16 protein-coding genes and 1 tRNA gene are annotated in these 20,089 nt (G+C 41.4%); 3 read left to right on the forward strand and 14 right to left on the reverse strand.

The window, feature by feature from the left end:
• Positions 1 to 52: 52 nt before the first annotated feature.
• The 14 genes from B7699_RS03230 to cshA all read right to left on the reverse strand — a co-directional run bounded on the left by B7699_RS03230 (position 53) and on the right by cshA (position 16,017).
• A complete protein-coding gene (locus B7699_RS03230; RefSeq protein WP_084927137.1) occupies positions 53 to 838 on the reverse strand; it encodes an ABC transporter permease in 786 nt (261 codons plus the stop codon).
• 1 nt (position 839) lies between these two features.
• A complete protein-coding gene (locus tag B7699_RS03235) occupies positions 840 to 1,658 on the reverse strand; it encodes an ABC transporter permease (protein ID WP_060628603.1) in 819 nt (272 codons plus the stop codon).
• 1 nt (position 1,659) lies between these two features.
• Positions 1,660 to 2,652: an ABC transporter ATP-binding protein gene (locus B7699_RS03240; RefSeq protein ID WP_033686800.1), complete on the reverse strand. Its 993-nt coding sequence runs from the start codon at positions 2,650 to 2,652 to the stop codon at positions 1,660 to 1,662.
• A gap of 433 nt (positions 2,653 to 3,085) precedes the next feature.
• Positions 3,086 to 3,967: a class II fructose-bisphosphate aldolase gene (locus B7699_RS03255; RefSeq protein ID WP_001019006.1), complete on the reverse strand. Its 882-nt coding sequence runs from the start codon at positions 3,965 to 3,967 to the stop codon at positions 3,086 to 3,088.
• A 140-nt stretch (positions 3,968 to 4,107) separates the two neighbouring features.
• Positions 4,108 to 5,436 carry a sensor histidine kinase VncS gene (gene vncS / locus B7699_RS03260; protein WP_084927138.1) on the reverse strand — a complete coding sequence of 443 codons (1,329 nt, stop codon included), beginning with the start codon at positions 5,434 to 5,436 and terminating at the stop codon, positions 4,108 to 4,110.
• Entirely contained in the window at positions 5,433 to 6,089 is a 657-nt protein-coding gene (gene vncR, locus B7699_RS03265) for a response regulator transcription factor VncR (protein WP_084927139.1), read from the reverse strand. The genes vncS and vncR overlap by 4 nt, the downstream gene beginning before the upstream one ends.
• A 165-nt stretch (positions 6,090 to 6,254) precedes the next feature.
• Positions 6,255 to 8,789 (reverse strand): LysM peptidoglycan-binding domain-containing protein, encoded by a 2,535-nt coding sequence (locus B7699_RS03270; protein ID WP_084927140.1) that lies wholly within the window; start codon positions 8,787 to 8,789, stop codon positions 6,255 to 6,257.
• A gap of 357 nt (positions 8,790 to 9,146) precedes the next feature.
• On the reverse strand, positions 9,147 to 10,526 hold the full coding sequence (gene vex3 / locus B7699_RS03275; protein ID WP_084927141.1) for an ABC transporter permease subunit Vex3: 1,380 nt from the start codon (positions 10,524 to 10,526) through the stop codon (positions 9,147 to 9,149).
• Positions 10,527 to 10,582: 56 nt separating this feature from the next.
• A complete protein-coding gene (gene vex2, locus B7699_RS03280) occupies positions 10,583 to 11,230 on the reverse strand; it encodes an ABC transporter ATP-binding subunit Vex2 (protein WP_000173751.1) in 648 nt (215 codons plus the stop codon).
• Positions 11,231 to 11,242: 12 nt separating this feature from the next.
• Positions 11,243 to 12,520 carry an ABC transporter permease gene (locus B7699_RS03285; RefSeq protein WP_084927142.1) on the reverse strand — a complete coding sequence of 426 codons (1,278 nt, stop codon included), beginning with the start codon at positions 12,518 to 12,520 and terminating at the stop codon, positions 11,243 to 11,245.
• A 137-nt stretch (positions 12,521 to 12,657) separates the two neighbouring features.
• A tRNA-Leu gene (locus B7699_RS03290) sits at positions 12,658 to 12,743 on the reverse strand.
• 80 nt (positions 12,744 to 12,823) lie between these two features.
• The gene (locus tag B7699_RS03295; protein ID WP_070526965.1) at positions 12,824 to 13,399 is read right to left on the reverse strand and encodes a cysteine hydrolase family protein; all 576 of its coding nucleotides are present in this window, start codon (positions 13,397 to 13,399) and stop codon (positions 12,824 to 12,826) included.
• On the reverse strand, positions 13,399 to 14,187 hold the full coding sequence (gene codY / locus B7699_RS03300) for a GTP-sensing pleiotropic transcriptional regulator CodY (protein WP_000940738.1): 789 nt from the start codon (positions 14,185 to 14,187) through the stop codon (positions 13,399 to 13,401). The genes B7699_RS03295 and codY overlap by 1 nt, the downstream gene beginning before the upstream one ends.
• Positions 14,188 to 14,442: 255 nt before the next feature.
• The gene (cshA, locus tag B7699_RS03310) at positions 14,443 to 16,017 is read right to left on the reverse strand and encodes a degradosome RNA helicase CshA (RefSeq protein WP_084927143.1); all 1,575 of its coding nucleotides are present in this window, start codon (positions 16,015 to 16,017) and stop codon (positions 14,443 to 14,445) included.
• Positions 16,018 to 16,345: 328 nt separating this feature from the next.
• On the opposite strand from cshA, the gene B7699_RS03315 reads away from it, so the two are divergent.
• From B7699_RS03315 to gatD, 3 genes are all read left to right on the forward strand, one after another.
• Positions 16,346 to 17,662 carry an FAD-containing oxidoreductase gene (locus B7699_RS03315; RefSeq protein WP_084927144.1) on the forward strand — a complete coding sequence of 439 codons (1,317 nt, stop codon included), beginning with the start codon at positions 16,346 to 16,348 and terminating at the stop codon, positions 17,660 to 17,662.
• A gap of 203 nt (positions 17,663 to 17,865) precedes the next feature.
• Positions 17,866 to 19,209, forward strand: coding sequence for a lipid II isoglutaminyl synthase subunit MurT (murT, locus tag B7699_RS03320; protein WP_084927145.1), 1,344 nt, complete (start codon positions 17,866 to 17,868; stop codon positions 19,207 to 19,209).
• Entirely contained in the window at positions 19,209 to 19,991 is a 783-nt protein-coding gene (gene gatD / locus B7699_RS03325) for a lipid II isoglutaminyl synthase subunit GatD (RefSeq protein WP_000263185.1), read from the forward strand. Before murT ends, gatD begins: the two co-directional genes overlap by 1 nt.
• The last annotated feature ends 98 nt before the right edge of the window (positions 19,992 to 20,089 follow it).

Consider the following 20,089-nt stretch of genomic DNA (forward strand, 5'->3'; position numbering starts at 1 on the left):
ATCTCTATTAAAAAAAAGCCTGTCCTGAGACAAGGCTTTGATATTCTATTATTTACGAACCTGCACTTTCGTAGGAATCCAAGCCCCTGTCCCAAAGTTTAAGGGAAATGACAAAGAAGACAAGGGAAATCAACATCAAACCTCCGATGTTAAAGAACACATCCTTGTCCTGTAAGAAATAGCTAGCAGGATAGTAGGCTGTAAAGGCGAAAGGCACGATAAAGCTAATCAACCATCGAAGAAGCGAATTGTAAATAGAAATCGGATACTTGGCAAAATCATTAAACATATAGAAAATGTAAATCATAGCGCCTGACTGCTTGGTCCAAAAAGCGATGCTGGCTGTGGCAATTTTCAAGGAAGTGTAGATCAAGGTCGCAAAGGGAATACAGACTAGGAAAAGTAGGAATTTGGGAAGGGTCCAAGCAATGCTGGCCACAGTTGTTGCTAGTAAAATACCCCCGACCAAAAGTTCTCCCAAGGCATCAATCTGAAAGGTCTCAACTAGGATGTGAAAGAGAGGATTGATAGAACGCGTCAGATACTTATCAAATTCCCCTTTTCGGACTAAGCGTTGTCCTAGTGCCCATAGATTGTCAAAAAAGAGATGGTCCAGTCCCTTGGGAATCAAGGAAAAACCATAGATAAAGGCAATTTCTTGAAAAGTCCAGCCTTCTAGGGATGGAATATGTTGAAAGATGACATTGAGAAACAAGAGGTTCAATCCTTGGGTCAGAAAGACTCCCAAGACACCAACCACAAAATCAACCTTGTACTCCATGATTTGCTTGATGTATTGTCTGATAAAAATCAGATGCATGCGTTGATATTTTTTCATACTAACCTCCTTGAATGGTGATAAAGGACTGGACTCGTTTCCAAATCAACTGAGACAAGCCCACCATCACTAAGAGCCAGAAAAACTGCAAAGCGAGCGCCTGAAGAATCTGATTGGCATCATATTTCCCAACGATAATCATGACCGGAGTGTAAATTAAGGATGAAAAAGGCAGGAAGGACAGAATATCTGAAACAACCTTTGGAAAGAAAGCCAAGGGAATCAAACTTCCAGACATAAAAGCCACTATGGAAGTCTTAAGTAGGTTGGAACCCCAAAGATTTTTAAACACAAAGGCAGAAAATCCAAAGCAGATATTAAAGAAAAAGTTAATCAGATAGGCAAGCGTTAAGCTAAAAAGATAAAGGACAGTTAATCCCAGCACTTCTACAATCCCTTGCCCAGATAAGATTTTCATCAAAACAATGACACTTAAAAATGGAAGACCGACACTGATAAAAATCAACCACTTTGACCCAAGCTCGGTAAAGAGATAAGAAGCCGCAAAATGCACTGGTCTCAACAAGCGCATGATAATGGAACCATCCTTGACCTCCTCTCCAATCATAAAGGAAGAATCGGACCTAGTTAGAAGATTGGTCACAAAACTCATAATGATATAGAGGGTGATATCTGCCATACTAAAGCCCTGAATCAAGGACTCTTGCGAAGAATCAAAGACAGCCTTCCAGAGATAAAAGGCCACAAAAGCACCCATTACATCGCCGATCCGATAAAGAATAAAGTTGACTCGGTAAGTAATCAACTCCTGAACCCCTGCATTGATAAAGGGTTTATAACGTCTCCACAATTTGACCATCTTAGAGCTCCTTTCGGTAGAAGCGACGGATAATATCTTCAATATCCGTATCCACCATCTTCAAATCGCGGATTTCAAAATCAGACAGGGTTTGCTTGATAATGTCAGCTGTCTGGTAGCGTGAACTATCGAATTCAATGTTGAGACTATTCCCTTGTCTATCAATTGTCATATCCGAAAAGCCTTCATAGTGAGAAACTAGATGACTTTGACCTGGTAGCAGTTCAAAGGAGAGAGTCTTCATCTTGCCAAATGTATCCTTAAGCTGGCTAACCGTTCCATCAAAAATCTCCTGCCCCTTATCAATCATAAAAATCCGATCACAGAGTTGCTCAATGTCGCTCAGGTCGTGAGTGGTCAAGAGAATGGTGGTTTCTTCCTCCTGATTGATCTGAGTAATGGCCCGACGAATATTGTCCTTGACCGAGACGTCCAACCCAATGGTCGGCTCATCTAAAAAGAGAACCTTAGGATTGTGAAGCAAGGAAGCTGCAATGTCCGCCCGCATGCGCTGTCCCAGTGAAAGAGTCCGCACGGGGTCCTTGATAAAGTCCTTCAAATCCAAGACTTCATTCAAAAAGTCCATGCGCTTGTGGAAGAGCGAGTCTGGAACATCATAAATCTCCTTCAAGACCGTGTAGGTCTCTTGTAGAGCCAAATCCCACCACAACTGTGTTCTTTGCCCAAAGACCACTCCAATATCCTTGACATAATCTTGACGATTGTCCTGGGGAATCTTGCCGTTAATCCGACAAAAACCAGATGTCGGTTTTAAAATCCCTGTCAGCATTTTAATGGTTGTCGACTTCCCAGCACCATTAGCCCCGATAAATCCTAAAATTTGTCCTTTTGGGACCTCAAAGGTCAAATCCTTGACCGCTTCAAAGGTCTGCTTTTCAGGATGAATAAAAGAGCGTAAAGCCCCCTTCAAGCCCGGTTCCTTAACAGTCTTCACAAAATTTTTCTGAAGATGTTCCACTTCTATCATTGCCATATCTATCTCCCTATGGTAAGGAATAGCAACATTGTATTTTTGACTACAAATATTCTAAATCCTTACTTTCTACACCTTCTCAATATTATTACAGAAGTCTTTACACCAATCTATTATAGTCCAATAAAAACTAGAATGCAAGCGTTTGCTTAAAGTTTATGAAATTGAAAATTTTTCTCTTAAAGTGGTATTTTTATACTCAATGAAAATCAAAGAGCAAACTAGGAAGCTAGCCGTAGGTTGCTCAAAACAGTGTTTTGAGGTTGTAGATGGAACTGACGTAGTCAGTATCCTACACATACGGCAAGGCGAAGATGACGTGGTTTGAAGAGATTTTCGAAGAGTAGTAGTCCAAAATTCTGGTTTAATAGTCTCCTTAAAACGCCAAAAAACCCACCCAATGGGCAGGTTTTATCTATATTATTCAGCTAGATTAAGCTTTACCTTCTGAACCGAATACGTCGATACGTTCTTCAACTGATGCTTGGATAGCTTTTACACCGTCAGCCAAGAATTTACGTGGGTCGAAGAGTTTTTTCTTGTCGTATTCTGCTTCGTTTGCTTCGTAGTCACGAGCAAATTTACGAGTTGCGTTAGCGAATGCGATTTGGCATTCAGTGTTAACGTTAACTTTCGCAACACCAAGTTTGATAGCTGCTTGGATTTGCTCATCAGGAATACCTGATCCACCGTGCAATACGATTGGGAATCCTGGAACAGCTTCAGTCAATTTTTGCAAGTGATCAAGGTGAAGACCTTTCCAGTTTTCTGGGTAAGGACCGTGGATGTTACCGATACCAGCTGCCAAGAAGTCGATACCAGTTTCAACCATTGCTTTAGCGTCTTCGATTGGAGCCAATTCACCATCACCGATGATTCCGTCTTCTTCACCACCAATAGTACCAACTTCAGCTTCCACTGATACACCATTTGCATGAGCAAATTCTACAACTTTACGAGCTTTTTCAAGGTTTTCTTCAACTGGAAGGTGTGAACCATCAAACATAACTGAAGTATAACCAACTCGGATACACTCAAGTGCATCTTCGTAGTGACCGTGGTCAAGGTGGATAGCTACTGGTACAGTGATACCCATTGATTCAACAAGGTTAGCGATCAAGTTGCGAGCAACTTTGTAACCACCCATGTATTTAGCAGCACCCATTGAAGTTTGGATCAAAACTGGAGCTTTTTTAGCTTCTGCTGCACGCAAGATAGCTTGAGTCCACTCAAGGTTGTTTGTGTTAAATCCACCAACTGCATAACCGTTGTCACGAGCTGCTTGGACAAATTTTTCTGCTGAAACGATTGCCATTTTATCAGGCCTCCTGTATATTTTTATGGGTCATCCCATTTACATTGTTCATTTTATCACTTTTTGACAAAAAAATCTAGTTTTTCCCGTAGTTTCGATTGAATTTCTTCTAACTCCATCTATGTAAACCCTTTCTCTGCCTAGTCTTGGGCAACTTTTGGAAAAGCTATGAAGAAGGTCAAACGATTCTCCTTCATCTCAAAACGATAAGCTAATTTTTCATGTTCTAATAGACTCTTAACCACAAAGAGCCCCATCCCAGAACCCTTGGTCTTGCGACTAGCATTGTCAGAAAAAGACTGGGCCAGTTTTTCTTGTTCTTCTGAACTACAGCTATTCTCGATAAAGAGTTGCCCTTCTCTTTCGCCAATGCGAACCAAGCCACCTGGAACAGAGTGCTTGATGGCATTGCTGATGAGGTTAGAAAGAATCAACTTCATGACTGATGGATTTAGATAGGCCTGATGATGGTTCAAACCATTTTCAATTTGAAGTTCTCTTTCCTTGGCTAGTAAAGCATAATCTTGAACTAGACTTTGCGTTATCTTGAGGAGGTCAATTGTTTCCCTATCATCTCGTAATTCCTGCACAGAAGAGAGGGAAAGTATCTGCAGAACATGGTGATTGAGCTCATCCACAATCCCCAAGGCAACTCCTAGATAGTGGTCTCTATCCTTATAACGACCAATATTCTCTTTCATGTTTTCAATCAGAATTTTCAAACTGGCCAGTGGTGTTTTCAGTTCATGAGAAGCCCCTCGTAGGAATTCGACCTTCATCTTTTCCAGCTGGAGAATGGCTTCATTCTTGTCATGCAAGTCCGCAATAACTGTCAAAAGGTGCTGGTAGAGGCTATTGATTTGTTCCTTGAGATCACCAATCTCATCCTTAGAATCCACGCGCAAACGCACTTGGGCATCTAGTTCCATCATCCGACGGGTTACCCGCTTGATTTCCAAAATCGGAGCAACAATGGTTCGAGCATAGATGTAGGCCACCAAGAGGGAAATCAGAAAGGATGCCAGCAAGGTATAGGGGAGAAATTGGAGACTGATTTGCTCTGCTTCCTTTTGCAAATCCATGGAAGCTAGAAACTGGAGAGTCATGGTGCCACCGTCTTGCGTTGTCACCTCCCGCTCCTCGATAAAGAGAGAGGTTGTCTGGCTGTCCGTATCCAGAGGAAGGCTGTCCTGAACTTCTAACTTATCCTCAGTCATCTCTCCCTTAACGGCCCCCTTGATATCACTAGTCTGGGAATACAGCTCTAACACTTGCTCGATACTCTGCCTGTCTTTCCCTTCTAAGGACTGGGCAATGGTTGTCGCTTTCTGGCCAATGGTTTCCTGACGATGGCTCAGATAAGTAGACGGAAAAAGAAAATAAATAGCCAAATGAAGGCAAATAACCAGAACACTAAAAATCGAGAAGGTATAGATAAATATCTTTGTAAATAAACCTGTTCGTTTCATTTTCGCTCCAATTTATAACCAACATTGCGCACAGTGAGGATGCAGTCCAGGTCTAGCTTTTTCCGCAGTTCCTTGATATAAACATCAATGACACGGTCAAAGGGAACCTCATCTGTCGCTTTCCAGACCGCATCGATAATCTGAGAACGAGTCAAGGCCCGGCCTTCATTTTTCACCAAATAGTCCAGAATTTCCAACTCTTTGGCATTAACAGCCACTTCCTCTCCTGCTAGGCTTGCACTGTAGCTTTCAAAGTCCACCTTGGCATCCTTATAGGAGAAGACTCGTCCCGTATCATAATAGCGCTTGAAAATCGCGTCCACCCTTACTTTTAAGAGGGGCAGAGAAAAAGGTTTTTCCAGATAGCCATCTGCCAGAGAGGCAAAAGCACTCATCTTGTATTCCTCATCCTGAAAGGCTGTCAACATCAAGACAGGGACCTGACTAGTTTTACGAATCTCAGCTAGGACTTCTAAGCCATTGAGCTTTGGCATCTGGATATCCAGTAAAACCAAGGCTACCTCATAGCTAGAAAATTTTTCTAAGGCTTCCTGACCATCCGCCGCCTCAATGGTTTCATAACCACAATCCGTCAAATAGTCACTGATCCCCTCACGGATCATCTCTTCATCTTCTACAATTAAAATTTTCATACTTTAACTGCTCTCTATTTTTTATTTTTCTTAGAATAAATACCTACTCTATTTTCTATTATAGTCTCTTGCTGGCCTTTTGTCTGTAAGCAACTGACCACTAGATAAAACAAAGAGAGCCTATCGCTCTCTCTGCTTGCATTTCACTCTCTATTAGAATGAAAATTATTTAGCTGTTTTTGAAAATGTTACAACGTAATTATAATCTTTCCCATTAGATTGATAGACATAGTCCTCTTTGAAAGTATAGCCGCGTTTGCTCAGCTCTTCTTTCTTAGCTTCAACTTGTTTCTTAACTGCTACTTTCACCTCTTCATTTGATAAACCTTCTGCAATTTCAAGAGAAGTTCCATTGATATCTCCTAGGAAACCTGCAATATCTTTCATTTGATCAAAGTTATAAAATACATTTACTTTGACCTTTTGAGGAGCTGGCTGTTCTAGACTTCTACGATTTCTGCTAGCGCGTGGTTGAACTGATGGAGCCATTCTGAAACCTGAAGTTCCTGTAGCCTCCTTAGTGAATGTGACAACGTAGTTATAATTTTTCACAGTAGTATCTTGTTCAAAAATAATGTCATTTTTCACATAATACCCTCTAGCAGCTAGGTCTTTTATCTTGGCTTGAATTTTTTCTTTTACTAATTCTTTTGCCTGTGCTTCACTCGTTCCAGCAGGAATTGTAACAGTGTTATCTTCTCCTGGGTCAGATAGGAAACCATGAATATCTGGCATTCCAGCGAAGTTATAGCTAATATTTACAGTTCCATCTGGTTCTGATGTTGAACGTGCTACTCTTCTTGCTCTTGCTTGAACTGATGGAGCATTTCTAAAACTTGAAGTCCCTTCTGAAGTTGAAGAAGGTTGTGTTGGAGATGCTACTGCTGATCTGGAAGTCCCACTTGCACCATGACCAATCGCTGTGCTTCCATTGTCAATAGTAGTTCCACCAGGACCATTATTGGTCAAGCCTTCTCTACCATAATTCGGACTTGAAACTTCTTCACCTGGAACATCCAATGCATTGATTTCATTTTGATATTTTTCTGTAACAGTAGCTACTTCTTCATCGTCTTTTGCTTTGTTAATTTCTTCTATTGCTTTATCTTGTAACGTCTTTAATGCTTCTTTTAATCTTGCCTTTTCATCTGCATCAGTAACTTTTTCAATCGCATCTGCTTTTATTTTAACAACTTCACCGATATTATCATCTATGCTCTCCTTTTTAGCTGACTTCAAGGTTTCTTCCTTCTTAAGTTCTTCTTCTGATTTTGGCTCTGAAGTTGATGCTTCTGGAGTCGGAGTTGATGTTGCTGCAGTCCCTGAATCATTTGTAGCTTCAGCAGATGGAGTATTTGAAGATTCTGCAGTTGTTTCAGATTTACCTGATTCTCCAGCTGGCTGTGTAGCAGAATTAGACTCGCCTGATGTGACCGGTGCTTCTTCACTTGGGGTTACCGGTGACGATGTTGAATCACTTGGTTGGGTAGCTGTTGAATCACCTGTAGGAGTTGCAGATGGTGTTCCAGACTCTTCTGAATGATTACCTGTTGATGGAGATTCAACCGAAGAAGCTGATTCATCGTCTTTCGGTGCTGGAGCCACTGGTTCTTCCGCTTTTGGTGTTGTTCCTGATGGCTCGTCCGCTTTCGGTGTTGTTCCTGATGGCTCGTCCACTTTCGGTGCTGAATCCTCTGAATCTTCTACTTTCGATGTTGAAGCCGCTGGTTCTTCTGCTTTCGGCGCTGGTGTCGATGGCTCTTCCTCTTTCGGCGCTGGTGTTGCTGGAGTCTCTTCTTTCGGTGCCGGTGTCGATGGTTCCTCTGCTTTCGGCGCTGGTGTCGATGGCTTCTCTTCTTCCGGTGCTGGTGTCGATGGCTTCTCTTCTTCCGGTGCTGGAGTCGATGGCTTCTCTTCTTCCGGTGCTGGTGTTGCTGGCTCTTCCACTTTTGGCGCTGGTGTCGATGGAGTCTCTTCTTTCGGCGCTGGTGTTGCTGGCTCTTCCGCTTTCGGTGCCGGTGTCACTGGCTCTTCCACTTTTGGCGCTGGTGTCGATGGAGTCTCTTCTTTCGGTGCCGGTGTTGCTGGCTCTTCCGCTTTTGGTGCTGGTGTCGATGGCTCTTCCACTTTTGGCGCAACTGAGACTGAGGTTTCTGATTTCGGTGCTGATACTGCTGATGTTTCCACAACTACTGGTGTCGTTTGTTTAACAGTAGTAGTTTGTTTAACAGTAGTAGTTTGCTCTCCAGTTACAGTATCTGTCTTTGTTTCAACTTCATAACTTTGACGGCTACCAGAATTATCAATCGACACTTGCTGTCTTTTTACTTCTGTATTTCCATCTTTTAGAAAAGCTTCTTCGCTAAAATACAATTTATTATTAGCAAAAATCAAATCTCTATTTGCAATACGATTTATCTCAACCAAACTATCAACAGATAGCCCCGTTGCCCCACTAATAGCACTCAGTGTATCTCCCCACTTAATTGTGTAGTGTGATAAATTGTTTATATTTTGAATATCAGCTTTTACTTCTGCAACTGTTCTGGCTACCCAGACACCATCTTGTTCATTAGCTGATACAGTTGGAGCTAAAAAGCCCAGACCTAGTAGAATCACACCTGTCGCAACAATTGCACCAGTTCTTAATTTTCTAAAACCACGGAGGGACAAGCTTCCTCTAACATTTGTTTGTCTCATAATGTTTATTTTTCCTCACTATTCTATATTTTCCAAAGTATACCCTGCCTAGGTCTACTAGCCTATGTTTGCGATATGGATAGGCTTCTACAGATTTATCTATCTATTTTCAAGATAAGATTTCTATAGATTTTTATGCACAATTCCATATATAAGTTATGAAACCCCTTTCTAATAAATTCCATAACTTTAGTATATCATATTTAAGTACTAAAGTACAAGGAAAGCAACTGAAAGCAATGATTTTCACCACTACTTTCAGCTCTATTTTGTATTGTTAAATAGCCATTCTCTATCCACCATTCTTGAATAGAAAAACAAGATGCTTTCTCTATTTCCAGAATCATTTTTTCTAACTTATTCGCCATCCAGCAAGAGTTCTTTTGGCTGTTTTCTAAGGAGATTGCTTGAAGCAAGCGCCATAACTAGAACCACTAGAACCAAGGCAAGGACAAAGACGATGATAAAGTCTGATGTCTGAATAGAAATGTCTAGGCTCGACAAGGTCTTGCTAAAGCCATCTACTTCTGCACCACCACCAAGGTTAGATGCTTGAGCAGCCTTGCTAGCCTGTTTGGCAACACCTGAAGTGACATTGGCAAGAACAGTATTTCCGATTGCACGCGCTGTGTAGCTGGCTAGGAAATAAGCAGAAACAAGAGCAGGGATAGCAATTAAGATGGATTCTATGATAAATTGACCCAAGATACTTGCCTGCTTGAGACCGATAGAGAGGAGGATTCCCACCTCCTTGCGACGGGCGTTGATCCAAAGGCTGAGCAAGAGGGCAAGGAGAAGGACTGAGAAGCTCAAGCTACCCCAGAAGAGGAGGTTGGCCATCTTGTACATACCAGAGATGGATTGCTCAAGAGCTGGGTAGTTAGAGGAGCTCTTAACTAAAGTATAGCTCTTCCAGTTGATACCACTGATGCCATTCAACTCTTTCATAACATCATCCAAGTTTTTGTCCGCTGTCACAAAGAAGGTTGCGTCCCCATAAATAGCTGTGTCTTCTGTGTATCCATAAAGTTTTGCAGCAGTGTGAATGTCTGTGATAGCTGTATTTTCGTATAGTTCTTGTGAATAGGTTACTGCCGACTTATTGTGACCATCAAAGAGTCCCTTGATTGTCACTTCGACTGTTTCCTTGGCACCTTTTTCATTATCGGCATCGTAGATATTAGAGTCTAGTTTGACCTTATCCCCTACTTTCCAGCCGTGTTTGGCTGCCAAGTCCTTGTGCAGGAGGATCTTGTCCTTGTCGTCGTTGGTTAGGTGCTCACCTTCGACCAACTTATAAGAACCAGAGACAAACTTGTCTTCTTTAGAAGAGTCATTGACACCTGTAATCATCAAGCTACTTCCAAAATGTTTGGCACGGTCAGGTGTCAGATTTTTCTTGGTATCTGGCGTTTCAATAAGTTCATAGCCAGTCAAATCCCCGATAGCGTTGATGCGTTTAACATAAGACTCGATGGCCTTGTTTTCGGTGATTTTTTTGATATCTTCACCCTTAATATTCCCAGCACCACGTGGCGTACCTTGATTGACGCGACGGTTAATCTGCATGGAGAAGCTGTTGGTGATATTTTTAAATGTCTCCTGAGAAGCCTTGGCAGTAGCTCCCTTGATTGACAAGCCGACCAAACTCAAGCTCGCCATGAGGAGAATAATCAGGAAGATGACAATCGATTTGAAAAACTTCCTTGTAACATAGGCAAATGCGTTGTGTAACATAGGTTCCCTTTCTAGATGTTGTTCTATTTTATAGTTCTAATAGAAAAAAGCGCGTATTATTTCGTAGTATTGCGAGTTTCAGTCAGTTTCTTATCCTTCAACTCAAGTGTAATATCTGACGCTTGTGCCACTTCTTTACTGTGGGTTACGACAATGACACATTTACCTGTTTTCTGAGCAAGTGATTTGAGCAGTTCGACAATATCTCCAGCAGTCTTAGGATCCAAATTTCCTGTTGGCTCATCAGCTAGAATGACTGGAGCTTCTGAGACCAAACTACGAGCAATGGCAACACGTTGCTGTTGACCACCTGATAACTGGAGAACATTCCGCTTGATCTGACTTTCATCCAAACCAAGCTCAAGAAGTGTATCCTTGCTTGCCTTTTTGTTGACCAAGCGGATATTTTCCAGTGGAGAAAGATAATCTATCAAATTATAATTTTGAAAGACCAAGGAAATATGGTGCATGCGATGGTAAGAATAGCCTTTCTTACGAATGTCCTCTCCTTGGAAAAGGATAGAACCTTCAACAGGACTATCTAGACCAGCAAGCAGGGACAAGAGAGTGGATTTTCCTGCTCCTGACTCACCAATAATACTGTAAAATTTCCCGGGTTCAAAATTATAATTGATCTGATATAGGACTGCTTCAGCAGTGTTCTTATAACGGTAGGTAACATCTTGTAATTGTAATAAAGTCATGATTTCTCCTTCTTAACTAATAGATGATAAAATTTCTTTAGGCGATTTTCTAAATAAGAATAGGAAACAAAGGGCTACAGATAAGCAACTAATCAACAACAGAAAGACATAGGACTCTGCAAAAGATAGGATGCTGGCTGATAAACCACTTGCTTTGGCTAGCGTGTCTTGTAAGGCTGCCTGATCTCCACTTGCTAGTAGTGTTTGGAGTAGGTAAGATGTGATTGCATTTCCTGCAACAAATGCTGGAAACAAAGCTCCAAGAGACACCAAAACAACCTCTAAACAAAATTGTAGGAAGATCGAGCTCTTGCCTTTTCCAAGTGCAAGTAAAATTCCCACTTCGTAGACTCTTTCTCTCAACCAGAGAGACAAGACCAAAATTAAGGCTCCTGCTCCTGCTATCATAATCCCATAAAGGAAAATGGTCAGAAAGGTTTGGAAGGTTGCAACTGAATCCTTGATTTGTTCAAAGGCCTTGTTTTCTTTCTCAACTTGGTAGCCGTTATTTTCGAAAGCCAAATTTTCCACCTGCTTCAAGAGTCCGTCCATTTCCTTAGGATTTTCTACATAGAAGCGAGCTGCAGTGACTTGAGGTTCACTATTACCCAAAAGGCTTTGGCTACTCTCATAATCTGTAAAGACCTGGTTTTCACTGAAATCAGAAGACAAGCCTGTGAATTTCTCCTGTTTTTTACCAGAAAAGATTCCTACAATCTCAAACTCCACTGTTTGCCCTTTGCCAAATTCTGACTGTCCAGCATCCAAGCCAATCTTGTCATGAAGCGAAAGACCGTTCTTCTTAGCCAACTCTTCGTGGATCAAGATTTTCTTGAAATCTCCTTTTTGAAGGTGTCGCCCTTCTTTTAAGTTGAAAGCCGAGCTGGTAAAGGTCACATCCTTAGATGAATCCTCAAGAGCCGTTATGCTAACCAAGTTTTTGTCTGCAGCTGACAAATCATCACGCTCCACGCTCTGCTCGCCACTCACCGCTTCCTTGTCTTTTAGTTTTGCAATCGTCTCGAGTTCAGGAGAAACATTTTCCAGTCCCTTAATCTTGTTTACAGATGCTAGGTCTGACAACTTGAAGGTCTGACCATTTTCTATCTTCTTAATAGAAAAAGATGTATTGAGTGATTTGTAAAGATTGGTTTCAACTGTTTTGTTGGACTTCATCAGAGTCAAACAGGCTGAAATTCCAGCCAATAGGACCAATAAAATCAGAAATAAAATAAAACTTCTCAGTCGTTTTCTGCTGACATAAGCCCAAGCTCTTTGGATTGGATTCATTTGTCACCTCCATATTTGTAAGACTATTATAAAATCCAAATATGAAATGTTTATGAAATACAAAAAAAGAGCAAAATTTTTTTGCTCTACTTGAATTATATGAAAAAAAGAGCTAGCTTAAGCTAACTCTTATCCTATGCGGAGAGAGGGACTTGAACCCTCACGACCTAAAGCGGTCACAGGATCCTTAGTCCTGCGCGTCTGCCAATTCCGCCATCCCCGCGTCGATTACTTTACTAGTATATCAACTTTTAGGATGCTTGTCAACACTTTTTTTCAATTTTTTTCATTTCATCAACCAAATTACTCTGAAATTTCATTTAGATTTTCATCTACTAATTTAGCTCCGAGTGTATTTTTGAAATGACCTAGGGCAAATTGATGATTTTCAGGCCAGATGGAAGCAACAGCTGGTTTAACAATCTCGATATCATATCCTAGATTATAGGCATCTATAGCTGTATGCAGGACACAGATATCCGTCAAGACTCCTGTTAAGATAACCGTAGAAACGCGACGCTCTCTCAAACGGATATCCAGGTCAGTCCCTGAAAAAGCTGAGTAATGGCGTTTATCCATCCAAAAGACACGACTGTCTGAACCATGCTCTTGATAAAAGGTCCCCAAATCTCCGTATAAATTCCGTCCACTAGTCCCAATCAAATTGTGAGGAGGAAATAGCTTGCTTTCTGGATGGAAACAATCGTTTTCTTCATGAGCATCGATGGTAAAGAAGATGTAATCTCCGCGTTCAAAAGCTAACCGAGTTACCTTGCTGATGGCATCCGAAATCGCCTGAGCTGGAGCACCTGCTGTCAATTTTCCACTATCAGCAACAAAATCTTCTGTATAATCAATCGAAATCAAAGCCTTAGTCATTAGTAATCTCTTTTCTTCACTTCTTCAAAAATATCTGAAATCAAGACCTTAAGATAGGTTCCCTTCATTCCAAGTGAGCGACTTTCAATAATCCCTGCAGACTCAAGTTTACGAAGGGCATTGACAATCACAGAGCGAGTGATTCCGATACGATCTGCAATCACTGACGCAGTCAACTGCCCTTCATTTCCATTTAATTCCCCTAAAATTGCTGAAACAGCACGGAGTTCGGAGTAAGAAAGGGTATTAACCGCCATGGTAACAGCAGTACGGCGACGGATATTTTTCTCATCTTCTTCACGTTGGAAATTAAGAAGTTGAATCCCAACAACGGTACTCGCAATCTCAACAAGAATCAAGTCCTCGTCTTCGAATTTTTTATCATTGCGCCAAATAATCAAAGAACCAAGGCGAATCCCTGATACATGAATCGGTGCAATAGTCGTCAAACCGTCTGGAAAGTCGGCACGACTTTCCACAGGAAAAATACTTAAATCATGATCAACTGTCAGATTGGCTTCTGTATCGTAAATCATGTTCGCACCTTGAATGTAGTCATCCGGGAAAATTTTAGTTTGGAAGAACTGCTCTACACGATCTGTATTGGTTTTATAACGCATAAAATAGCCAAGGAGACGTCCCTTGCTATTGACGATGCAGGCGTTACAGTCAATAATGTCTGCCAATTGACGGGTAATCGCATTGTAGGGAAGTTCTTCCTGCAACTGCTCCTCTGAGCGCTTCAGGATAGACGTAATTTTTCTAGTTTTTTCTAATAAATGTGCCATTTTTCACCTCGAATATAATCGCTATCATTATAACATAAACAGCTTGAATTTTCAATTATTATCTGAAAATTGCTTATTTAATTGCAATTTGAAAAAACAAGAATATTTTTAATTAAATTGCTTCTTTCCTATTGACAAGCTCCCTTTTTTTGTGTATTATAATATTACAAGAAGATAATATATCTATTTTATTTATCTTTCTTTTACATTCGGTCTCCTTATATAAAAAAGCGATTCATTTTGAACCGCTTTTTCTTATTTATCGCCCTTGTTACGAATCACAAAGCCTGTTTTCTTTTCGCTTGAAGTATTGCGTGGTTTTTTATTATCCTTACGGTAACGTTTTTCCTTATCGAAACGATCGTTGCTACGACTTCCTTTTTTGAAATCATCACGACGACTATTGCCACGGCGATCACGGTCTCGACGGTCGTCCCCACGACGGCCTCCACGACCTCCCTTAGCTTTACCACCGAAGCCATTACCTGATGGTTTAAATGGCAGTGGTTTTTCGCGCGCAATCTCCACTTCAGGAAGACTATCTGGATCTTGAACAGTCAGACTCAAGATATACATTGCCAATTCTTCTGGAGTAAATTCGGCAGCTAGCTTACGAGCATCCTTACCAAATTTCTCAAAGTTGGCACGGATTGTCTCATCTGCAAAATCACGTTCGATTTTCTTGAGAGCTACGTGTTTTTTTGCTTGGAAAGCTTCTTCTGCACTTGCAGGTTTGAGACCTTTCATGCGTTTCTTAGTCAAATTCTCAATGATTTGGAGGTAACCCATTTCATTTGGTGATACAAAAGTAATAGACTGACCTGACTTACCAGCACGACCTGTACGACCGATACGGTGAACATAACTTTCAGGATCTTGTGGAATATCGTAGTTATAGACATGAGTCACACCTGAAATATCCAACCCACGCGCTGCAACGTCTGTCGCAACCAAAACATCAAGATTGCCATTTTTAAAGTCACGAAGGACACGAAGACGTTTGTTTTGGTCTAGGTCTCCATGAATTCCTTCTGCACGGAAGCCACGGATTTTCAAACCACGAGTCAATTCATCCACACGGCGTTTTGTACGACCAAATACGATAGCAAGTTCTGGTTGTTCCACATCCATGAGACGAGTCATTGTGTCAAATTTTTCTTGTTCTTTGACTCGGATATAGTATTGGTCAACCAATTCTGTTGTCAATTCCTTAGCAGCAATCTTCACATGCTCAGGTTCTTTCATAAACTGAACACCGATACGTTTGATGGCATCTGGCATAGTTGCTGAGAAAAGCAAAGTTTGACGGTTTTCAGGGACACAATAAATGATAGCTTCGATGTCTTCAAGGAAGCCCATATTGAGCATTTCATCCGCTTCGTCAAGGATAAGAGTTTCAATATCTTGTAATTTCAAGGCCTTGCGTTTAATCAAGTCCAAAAGGCGACCAGGAGTTCCCACCACGATATGGGCACCAGATTTAAGAGCCTTAATTTGTTTTTCGATGCTTGATCCGCCATAAACTGAGCGAACTTTTACACCCTTACTACGACCAAAGCGGAAGAGTTCCTCTTGACTTTGGACAGCTAGTTCACGAGTTGGAGCGATGACCAAGGCTTGGATAGTCGCTTCTTCTGTACGGATTTTTTCAAGGGTTGGCAAGCCAAAGGCTGCAGTTTTACCTGTACCAGTCTGGGCTTGACCAATCACATCTTTACCTTCAAGAGCCAATGGAATAGTTTGCTCTTGGATAGGACTGGCTTCTACAAAACCAGCTTTTTCAATCTCTGCTAGCAAATCAGCAGACAAGTTTAATTCATTAAATTTCACGTTATTCTTCTTTCTAAAGGTGGTGCGAAGCCACCCTATAGGGCTTAGTTTATACTTTTCTTTTTATGACGTATTTTCATATACTGGATACAAAATCGTGTTGCTTCTTTTCCACAAAAGAAAAGTACTGTTTTCTTTGCAACCTATCTAGTATAACACAAGAGAGAAGCAAAAGATAGCCCAATCCGTCGATAAAGTCATGTAAACGATTTTTTTGAGAAAATAAAGTTAAACTTTCCACTATTTCATAAACTTTTTTAAAGCGTAGCAGAATTGTGCAAAAGTTTTTTTCTTGTGCTAGAATGAAATGCGAATAGGAGGAAGATAAATGTTAACTTATGATTTAATCGTTATCGGATTTGGTAAAGCTGGTAAAACACTAGCAGGTAAATTGGCTTCAGCTGGCAAAAAAGTTGCCCTCATTGAACGTAGCAAAGCCATGTACGGCGGAACTTGTATCAACATCGGTTGTATCCCAACTAAGACTTTGCTAGTTGCTGCTGAGAAGGACTTGTCTTTTGAAGAAGTGATTGCTACCAAAAACACTATCACTGGTCGCCTCAACGGTAAAAACTATGCGACTGTTGCTGGTACAGGCGTGGATATCTTTGATGCGGAAGCTCACTTCCTTTCAAATAAAGTCATCGAAATCCAAGCTGGTGATGAAAAGAAAGAACTGACTGCTGAAACAATCGTCATCAATACTGGTGCTGTTTCAAACGTCTTGCCAATCCCTGGACTCGCTACAAGCAAAAACGTCTTTGACTCAACAGGTATCCAAAACTTGGACAAATTACCTGAAAAACTTGGAGTCCTTGGTGGTGGAAATATCGGTCTTGAATTTGCCGGCCTTTACAACAAACTTGGAAGCAAGGTTACAGTCCTAGATGCCTTGGATACTTTCCTACCTCGTGCAGAACCTTCCATCGCAGCTCTTGCTAAACAATACATGGAAGAAGACGGTATTGAATTGCTTCAAAACATCCGTACTACTGAAATCAAAAACGATGGTGACCAAGTGCTTGTCGTAACTGAAAATGAAACTTACCGTTTCGATTCCCTTCTCTACGCAACTGGACGCAAACCAAATGTAGAACCACTTCAACTTGAAAATACAGATATTGAACTAACTGAACGTGGTGCTATTAAAGTAGACAAACATTGTCAAACAAACGTTCCTGGTGTCTTTGCAGTTGGAGATGTCAATGGCGGCCTTCAATTTACTTACATTTCACTTGATGACTTCCGTGTTGTTTACAGCTACCTTGCTGGAGATGGCAGCTACACGCTTGAAGACCGTCTCAATGTACCAAACACTATGTTCATCACACCTGCCCTTTCACAAGTTGGTTTGACTGAAAGCCAAGCAGCTGATTTGAAACTTCCATACGCCGTTAAGGAAATCCCTGTTGCAGCAATGCCTCGTGGTCACGTAAACGGAGACCTTCGCGGAGCTTTCAAAGCTGTTGTTAATACTGAAACAAAAGAAATTCTTGGAGCAAGCATCTTCTCAGAAGGTTCTCAAGAAATCATCAACATCATCACTGTTGCTATGGACAACAAGATTCCTTACACTTACTTCACAAAACAAATCTTCACTCACCCAACCTTGGCTGAGAACTTGAATGACTTGTTTGCGATTTAAGTTGAGATTTAATCGTATCGAACAGCCCTCTGAGGGCTGTTTTCATTTCTGCGAAATCTCATACTCTTCGAAAATCTCTTCAAACCACGTCAGCTTCACCTTGCCGTACTCAAGTACAGCCTGCGGCTAGCTTCCTAGTTTGCTCTTTGATTTTCATTGAGTATCAAATCTGTCTTTTCCCTCTTTTATGATATAATAGAAACATGAAATTAAAAACTACTTTGGGCCTCCTAGCTGGGCGCTCTTCCCACTTCATTTTAAGCCATCTTGGCCGTGGAAGTACGCTCCCAGGAAAACTCGCCCTTCAATTTGATAAAGATATTTTACAAAACCTAGCTAAGAACTACGAGATTGTCGTGGTCACTGGAACCAATGGAAAAACCTTGACAACTGCCCTCACTGTCGGCATTTTAAAAGAGGTTTATGGTCAAGTTCTGACCAACCCAAGCGGTGCCAACATGATTACAGGAATTGCGACAACCTTCTTAACAGCCAAATCTTCTAAAACTGGGAAAAATATTGCCGTCCTAGAAATCGACGAAGCCAGTCTATCTCGTATCTGTGACTATATCCAGCCAAGCTTATTTGTTATCACCAATATCTTCCGTGATCAGATGGACCGCTATGGTGAGATTTACACAACTTACAAGATGATTTTGGATGCTATTCGTAAGGTGCCTACTGCCACCGTTCTTCTTAATGGAGACAGTCCACTTTTCTACAAGCCAGCTATTCCAAATCCTGTAGAGTATTTTGGTTTTGACTTGGAGAAAGGACCAGCCCAGCTGGCTCACTATAATACCGAAGGGATTCTCTGTCCTGACTGCCAAGGCATCCTCAAATATGAGCATAATACCTATGCAAACTTGGGTGCCTATATCTGTGAAGACTGCGGATGTAAACGTCCTGATCTCGACTATCGCTTGACAGAATTGGTTGAGTTAACCAACAATCGCTCTCGCTTTGTCATTGACGGCCAAGAATACGGTATTCAAATCGGTGGTCTCTACAATATCTACAACGCCCTAGCTGCGGTTGCCATTGCCCGTTTCCTCGGCGCAGATTCGCAACTAATCAAGCAAGGATTTGATAAGAGCCGTGCTGTCTTTGGACGCCAAGAAACCTTCCATATCGGTAACAAGGAATGTACCCTTGTCTTAATTAAAAATCCAGTCGGTGCAACCCAAGCTATCGAAATGATTAAACTAGCTCCTTATCCATTTAGCCTATCAGTCCTCCTCAATGCCAACTATGCAGACGGTATTGATACCAGCTGGATTTGGGATGCTGATTTTGAACAAATCACTGACATGGACATTCCTGAAATCAATGCTGGCGGTGTTCGTCATTCTGAAATCGCACGTCGTCTCCGAGTGACAGGCTATCCAGCTGAAAAAATCACTGAAACAAGTAGTCTGGAGCAAGTTCTTAAGACAATTGAGAACCAAGACTGCAAGCATGCTTATATTCTGGCTACTTATACTGCTATGCTTGAATTCCGCGAACTGCTGGCTAGTCGTCAGATTGTTAGAAAGGAGATGAACTAATGGTTTATACTTCACTTTCCTCAAAAGATGGCATTTACCCTTATCAGCTCAACATTGCCCACCTCTACGGAAATCTTATGAATACCTATGGAGACAATGGAAACATCCTCATGCTCAAGTATGTAGCTGAAAAGCTGGGGGCTCATGTGACGGTTGACATCGTTTCTCTCCATGATGACTTTGATGAAAATCACTACGATATCGCCTTTTTCGGTGGTGGCCAAGACTTTGAACAAAGTATCATTGCAGACGACCTACCTGCTAAAAAAGAGAGCATTGACAACTACATCCAAAACGATGGTGTGGTTCTTGCTATCTGTGGTGGTTTCCAACTATTGGGTCAATATTATGTTGAAGCTTCAGGGAGACGCATCGAAGGACTAGGGGTCATGGGACATTATACCCTCAACCAGACCAACAACCGTTTTATCGGGGACATCAAGATTCACAATGAAGATTTCAATGAAACCTACTATGGTTTTGAAAATCATCAGGGCCGTACCTTCCTATCAGATGACCAAAAACCACTGGGACAGGTTGTCTATGGAAATGGAAACAATGAAGAAAAGGTCGGTGAAGGGGTTCATTATAAGAATGTCTTTGGTTCTTACTTCCACGGACCTATCCTCTCTCGTAATGCCAATCTAGCTTATCGCCTGGTCACGACTGCCCTCAAGAAGAAATACGGTCAGGATATCCAACTCCCTGCCTATGAGGACATCCTCAGCCAAGAAATCGCTGAGGAATACAGCGACGTCAAAAGCAAGGCTGACTTTTCTTAAACACAGTGAAACTATATCAAAGAACTCCGTTATCTTGTCGGAGTTCTTTTTGTCTGTTCTTTTACCCTTCTCCCTTGCATTTTCTCTTATTTTTTGCC

It is taken from the genome of Streptococcus mitis, assembly GCF_002096835.1.
Lineage (GTDB): Bacteria > Bacillota > Bacilli > Lactobacillales > Streptococcaceae > Streptococcus > Streptococcus mitis_W.

Excerpts from the sequence above, each read along its gene's own strand:
- B7699_RS03270 (WP_084927140.1), bottom strand. The coding sequence starts at position 8,789 with ATGAGACAAACAAATGTTAGAGGAAGCTTGTCCCTCCGTGGTTTTAGA.
- B7699_RS03230 (WP_084927137.1), bottom strand. The coding sequence starts at position 838 with ATGAAAAAATATCAACGCATGCATCTGATTTTTATCAGACAATACATC.
- B7699_RS03295 (WP_070526965.1), bottom strand. The coding sequence starts at position 13,399 with ATGACTAAGGCTTTGATTTCGATTGATTATACAGAAGATTTTGTTGCT.
- murT (WP_084927145.1), top strand. The coding sequence starts at position 17,866 with ATGAAATTAAAAACTACTTTGGGCCTCCTAGCTGGGCGCTCTTCCCAC.
- vncR (WP_084927139.1), bottom strand. The coding sequence starts at position 6,089 with ATGAAAATTTTAATTGTAGAAGATGAAGAGATGATCCGTGAGGGGATC.
- vex3 (WP_084927141.1), bottom strand. The coding sequence starts at position 10,526 with ATGTTACACAACGCATTTGCCTATGTTACAAGGAAGTTTTTCAAATCG.
- vncS (WP_084927138.1), bottom strand. The coding sequence starts at position 5,436 with ATGAAACGAACAGGTTTATTTACAAAGATATTTATCTATACCTTCTCG.
- B7699_RS03255 (WP_001019006.1), bottom strand. The coding sequence starts at position 3,967 with ATGGCAATCGTTTCAGCAGAAAAATTTGTCCAAGCAGCTCGTGACAAC.
- B7699_RS03240 (WP_033686800.1), bottom strand. The coding sequence starts at position 2,652 with ATGGCAATGATAGAAGTGGAACATCTTCAGAAAAATTTTGTGAAGACT.
- B7699_RS03285 (WP_084927142.1), bottom strand. The coding sequence starts at position 12,520 with ATGAATCCAATCCAAAGAGCTTGGGCTTATGTCAGCAGAAAACGACTG.
- gatD (WP_000263185.1), top strand. The coding sequence starts at position 19,209 with ATGGTTTATACTTCACTTTCCTCAAAAGATGGCATTTACCCTTATCAG.
- vex2 (WP_000173751.1), bottom strand. The coding sequence starts at position 11,230 with ATGACTTTATTACAATTACAAGATGTTACCTACCGTTATAAGAACACT.
- B7699_RS03315 (WP_084927144.1), top strand. The coding sequence starts at position 16,346 with ATGTTAACTTATGATTTAATCGTTATCGGATTTGGTAAAGCTGGTAAA.
- B7699_RS03235 (WP_060628603.1), bottom strand. The coding sequence starts at position 1,658 with ATGGTCAAATTGTGGAGACGTTATAAACCCTTTATCAATGCAGGGGTT.
- codY (WP_000940738.1), bottom strand. The coding sequence starts at position 14,187 with ATGGCACATTTATTAGAAAAAACTAGAAAAATTACGTCTATCCTGAAG.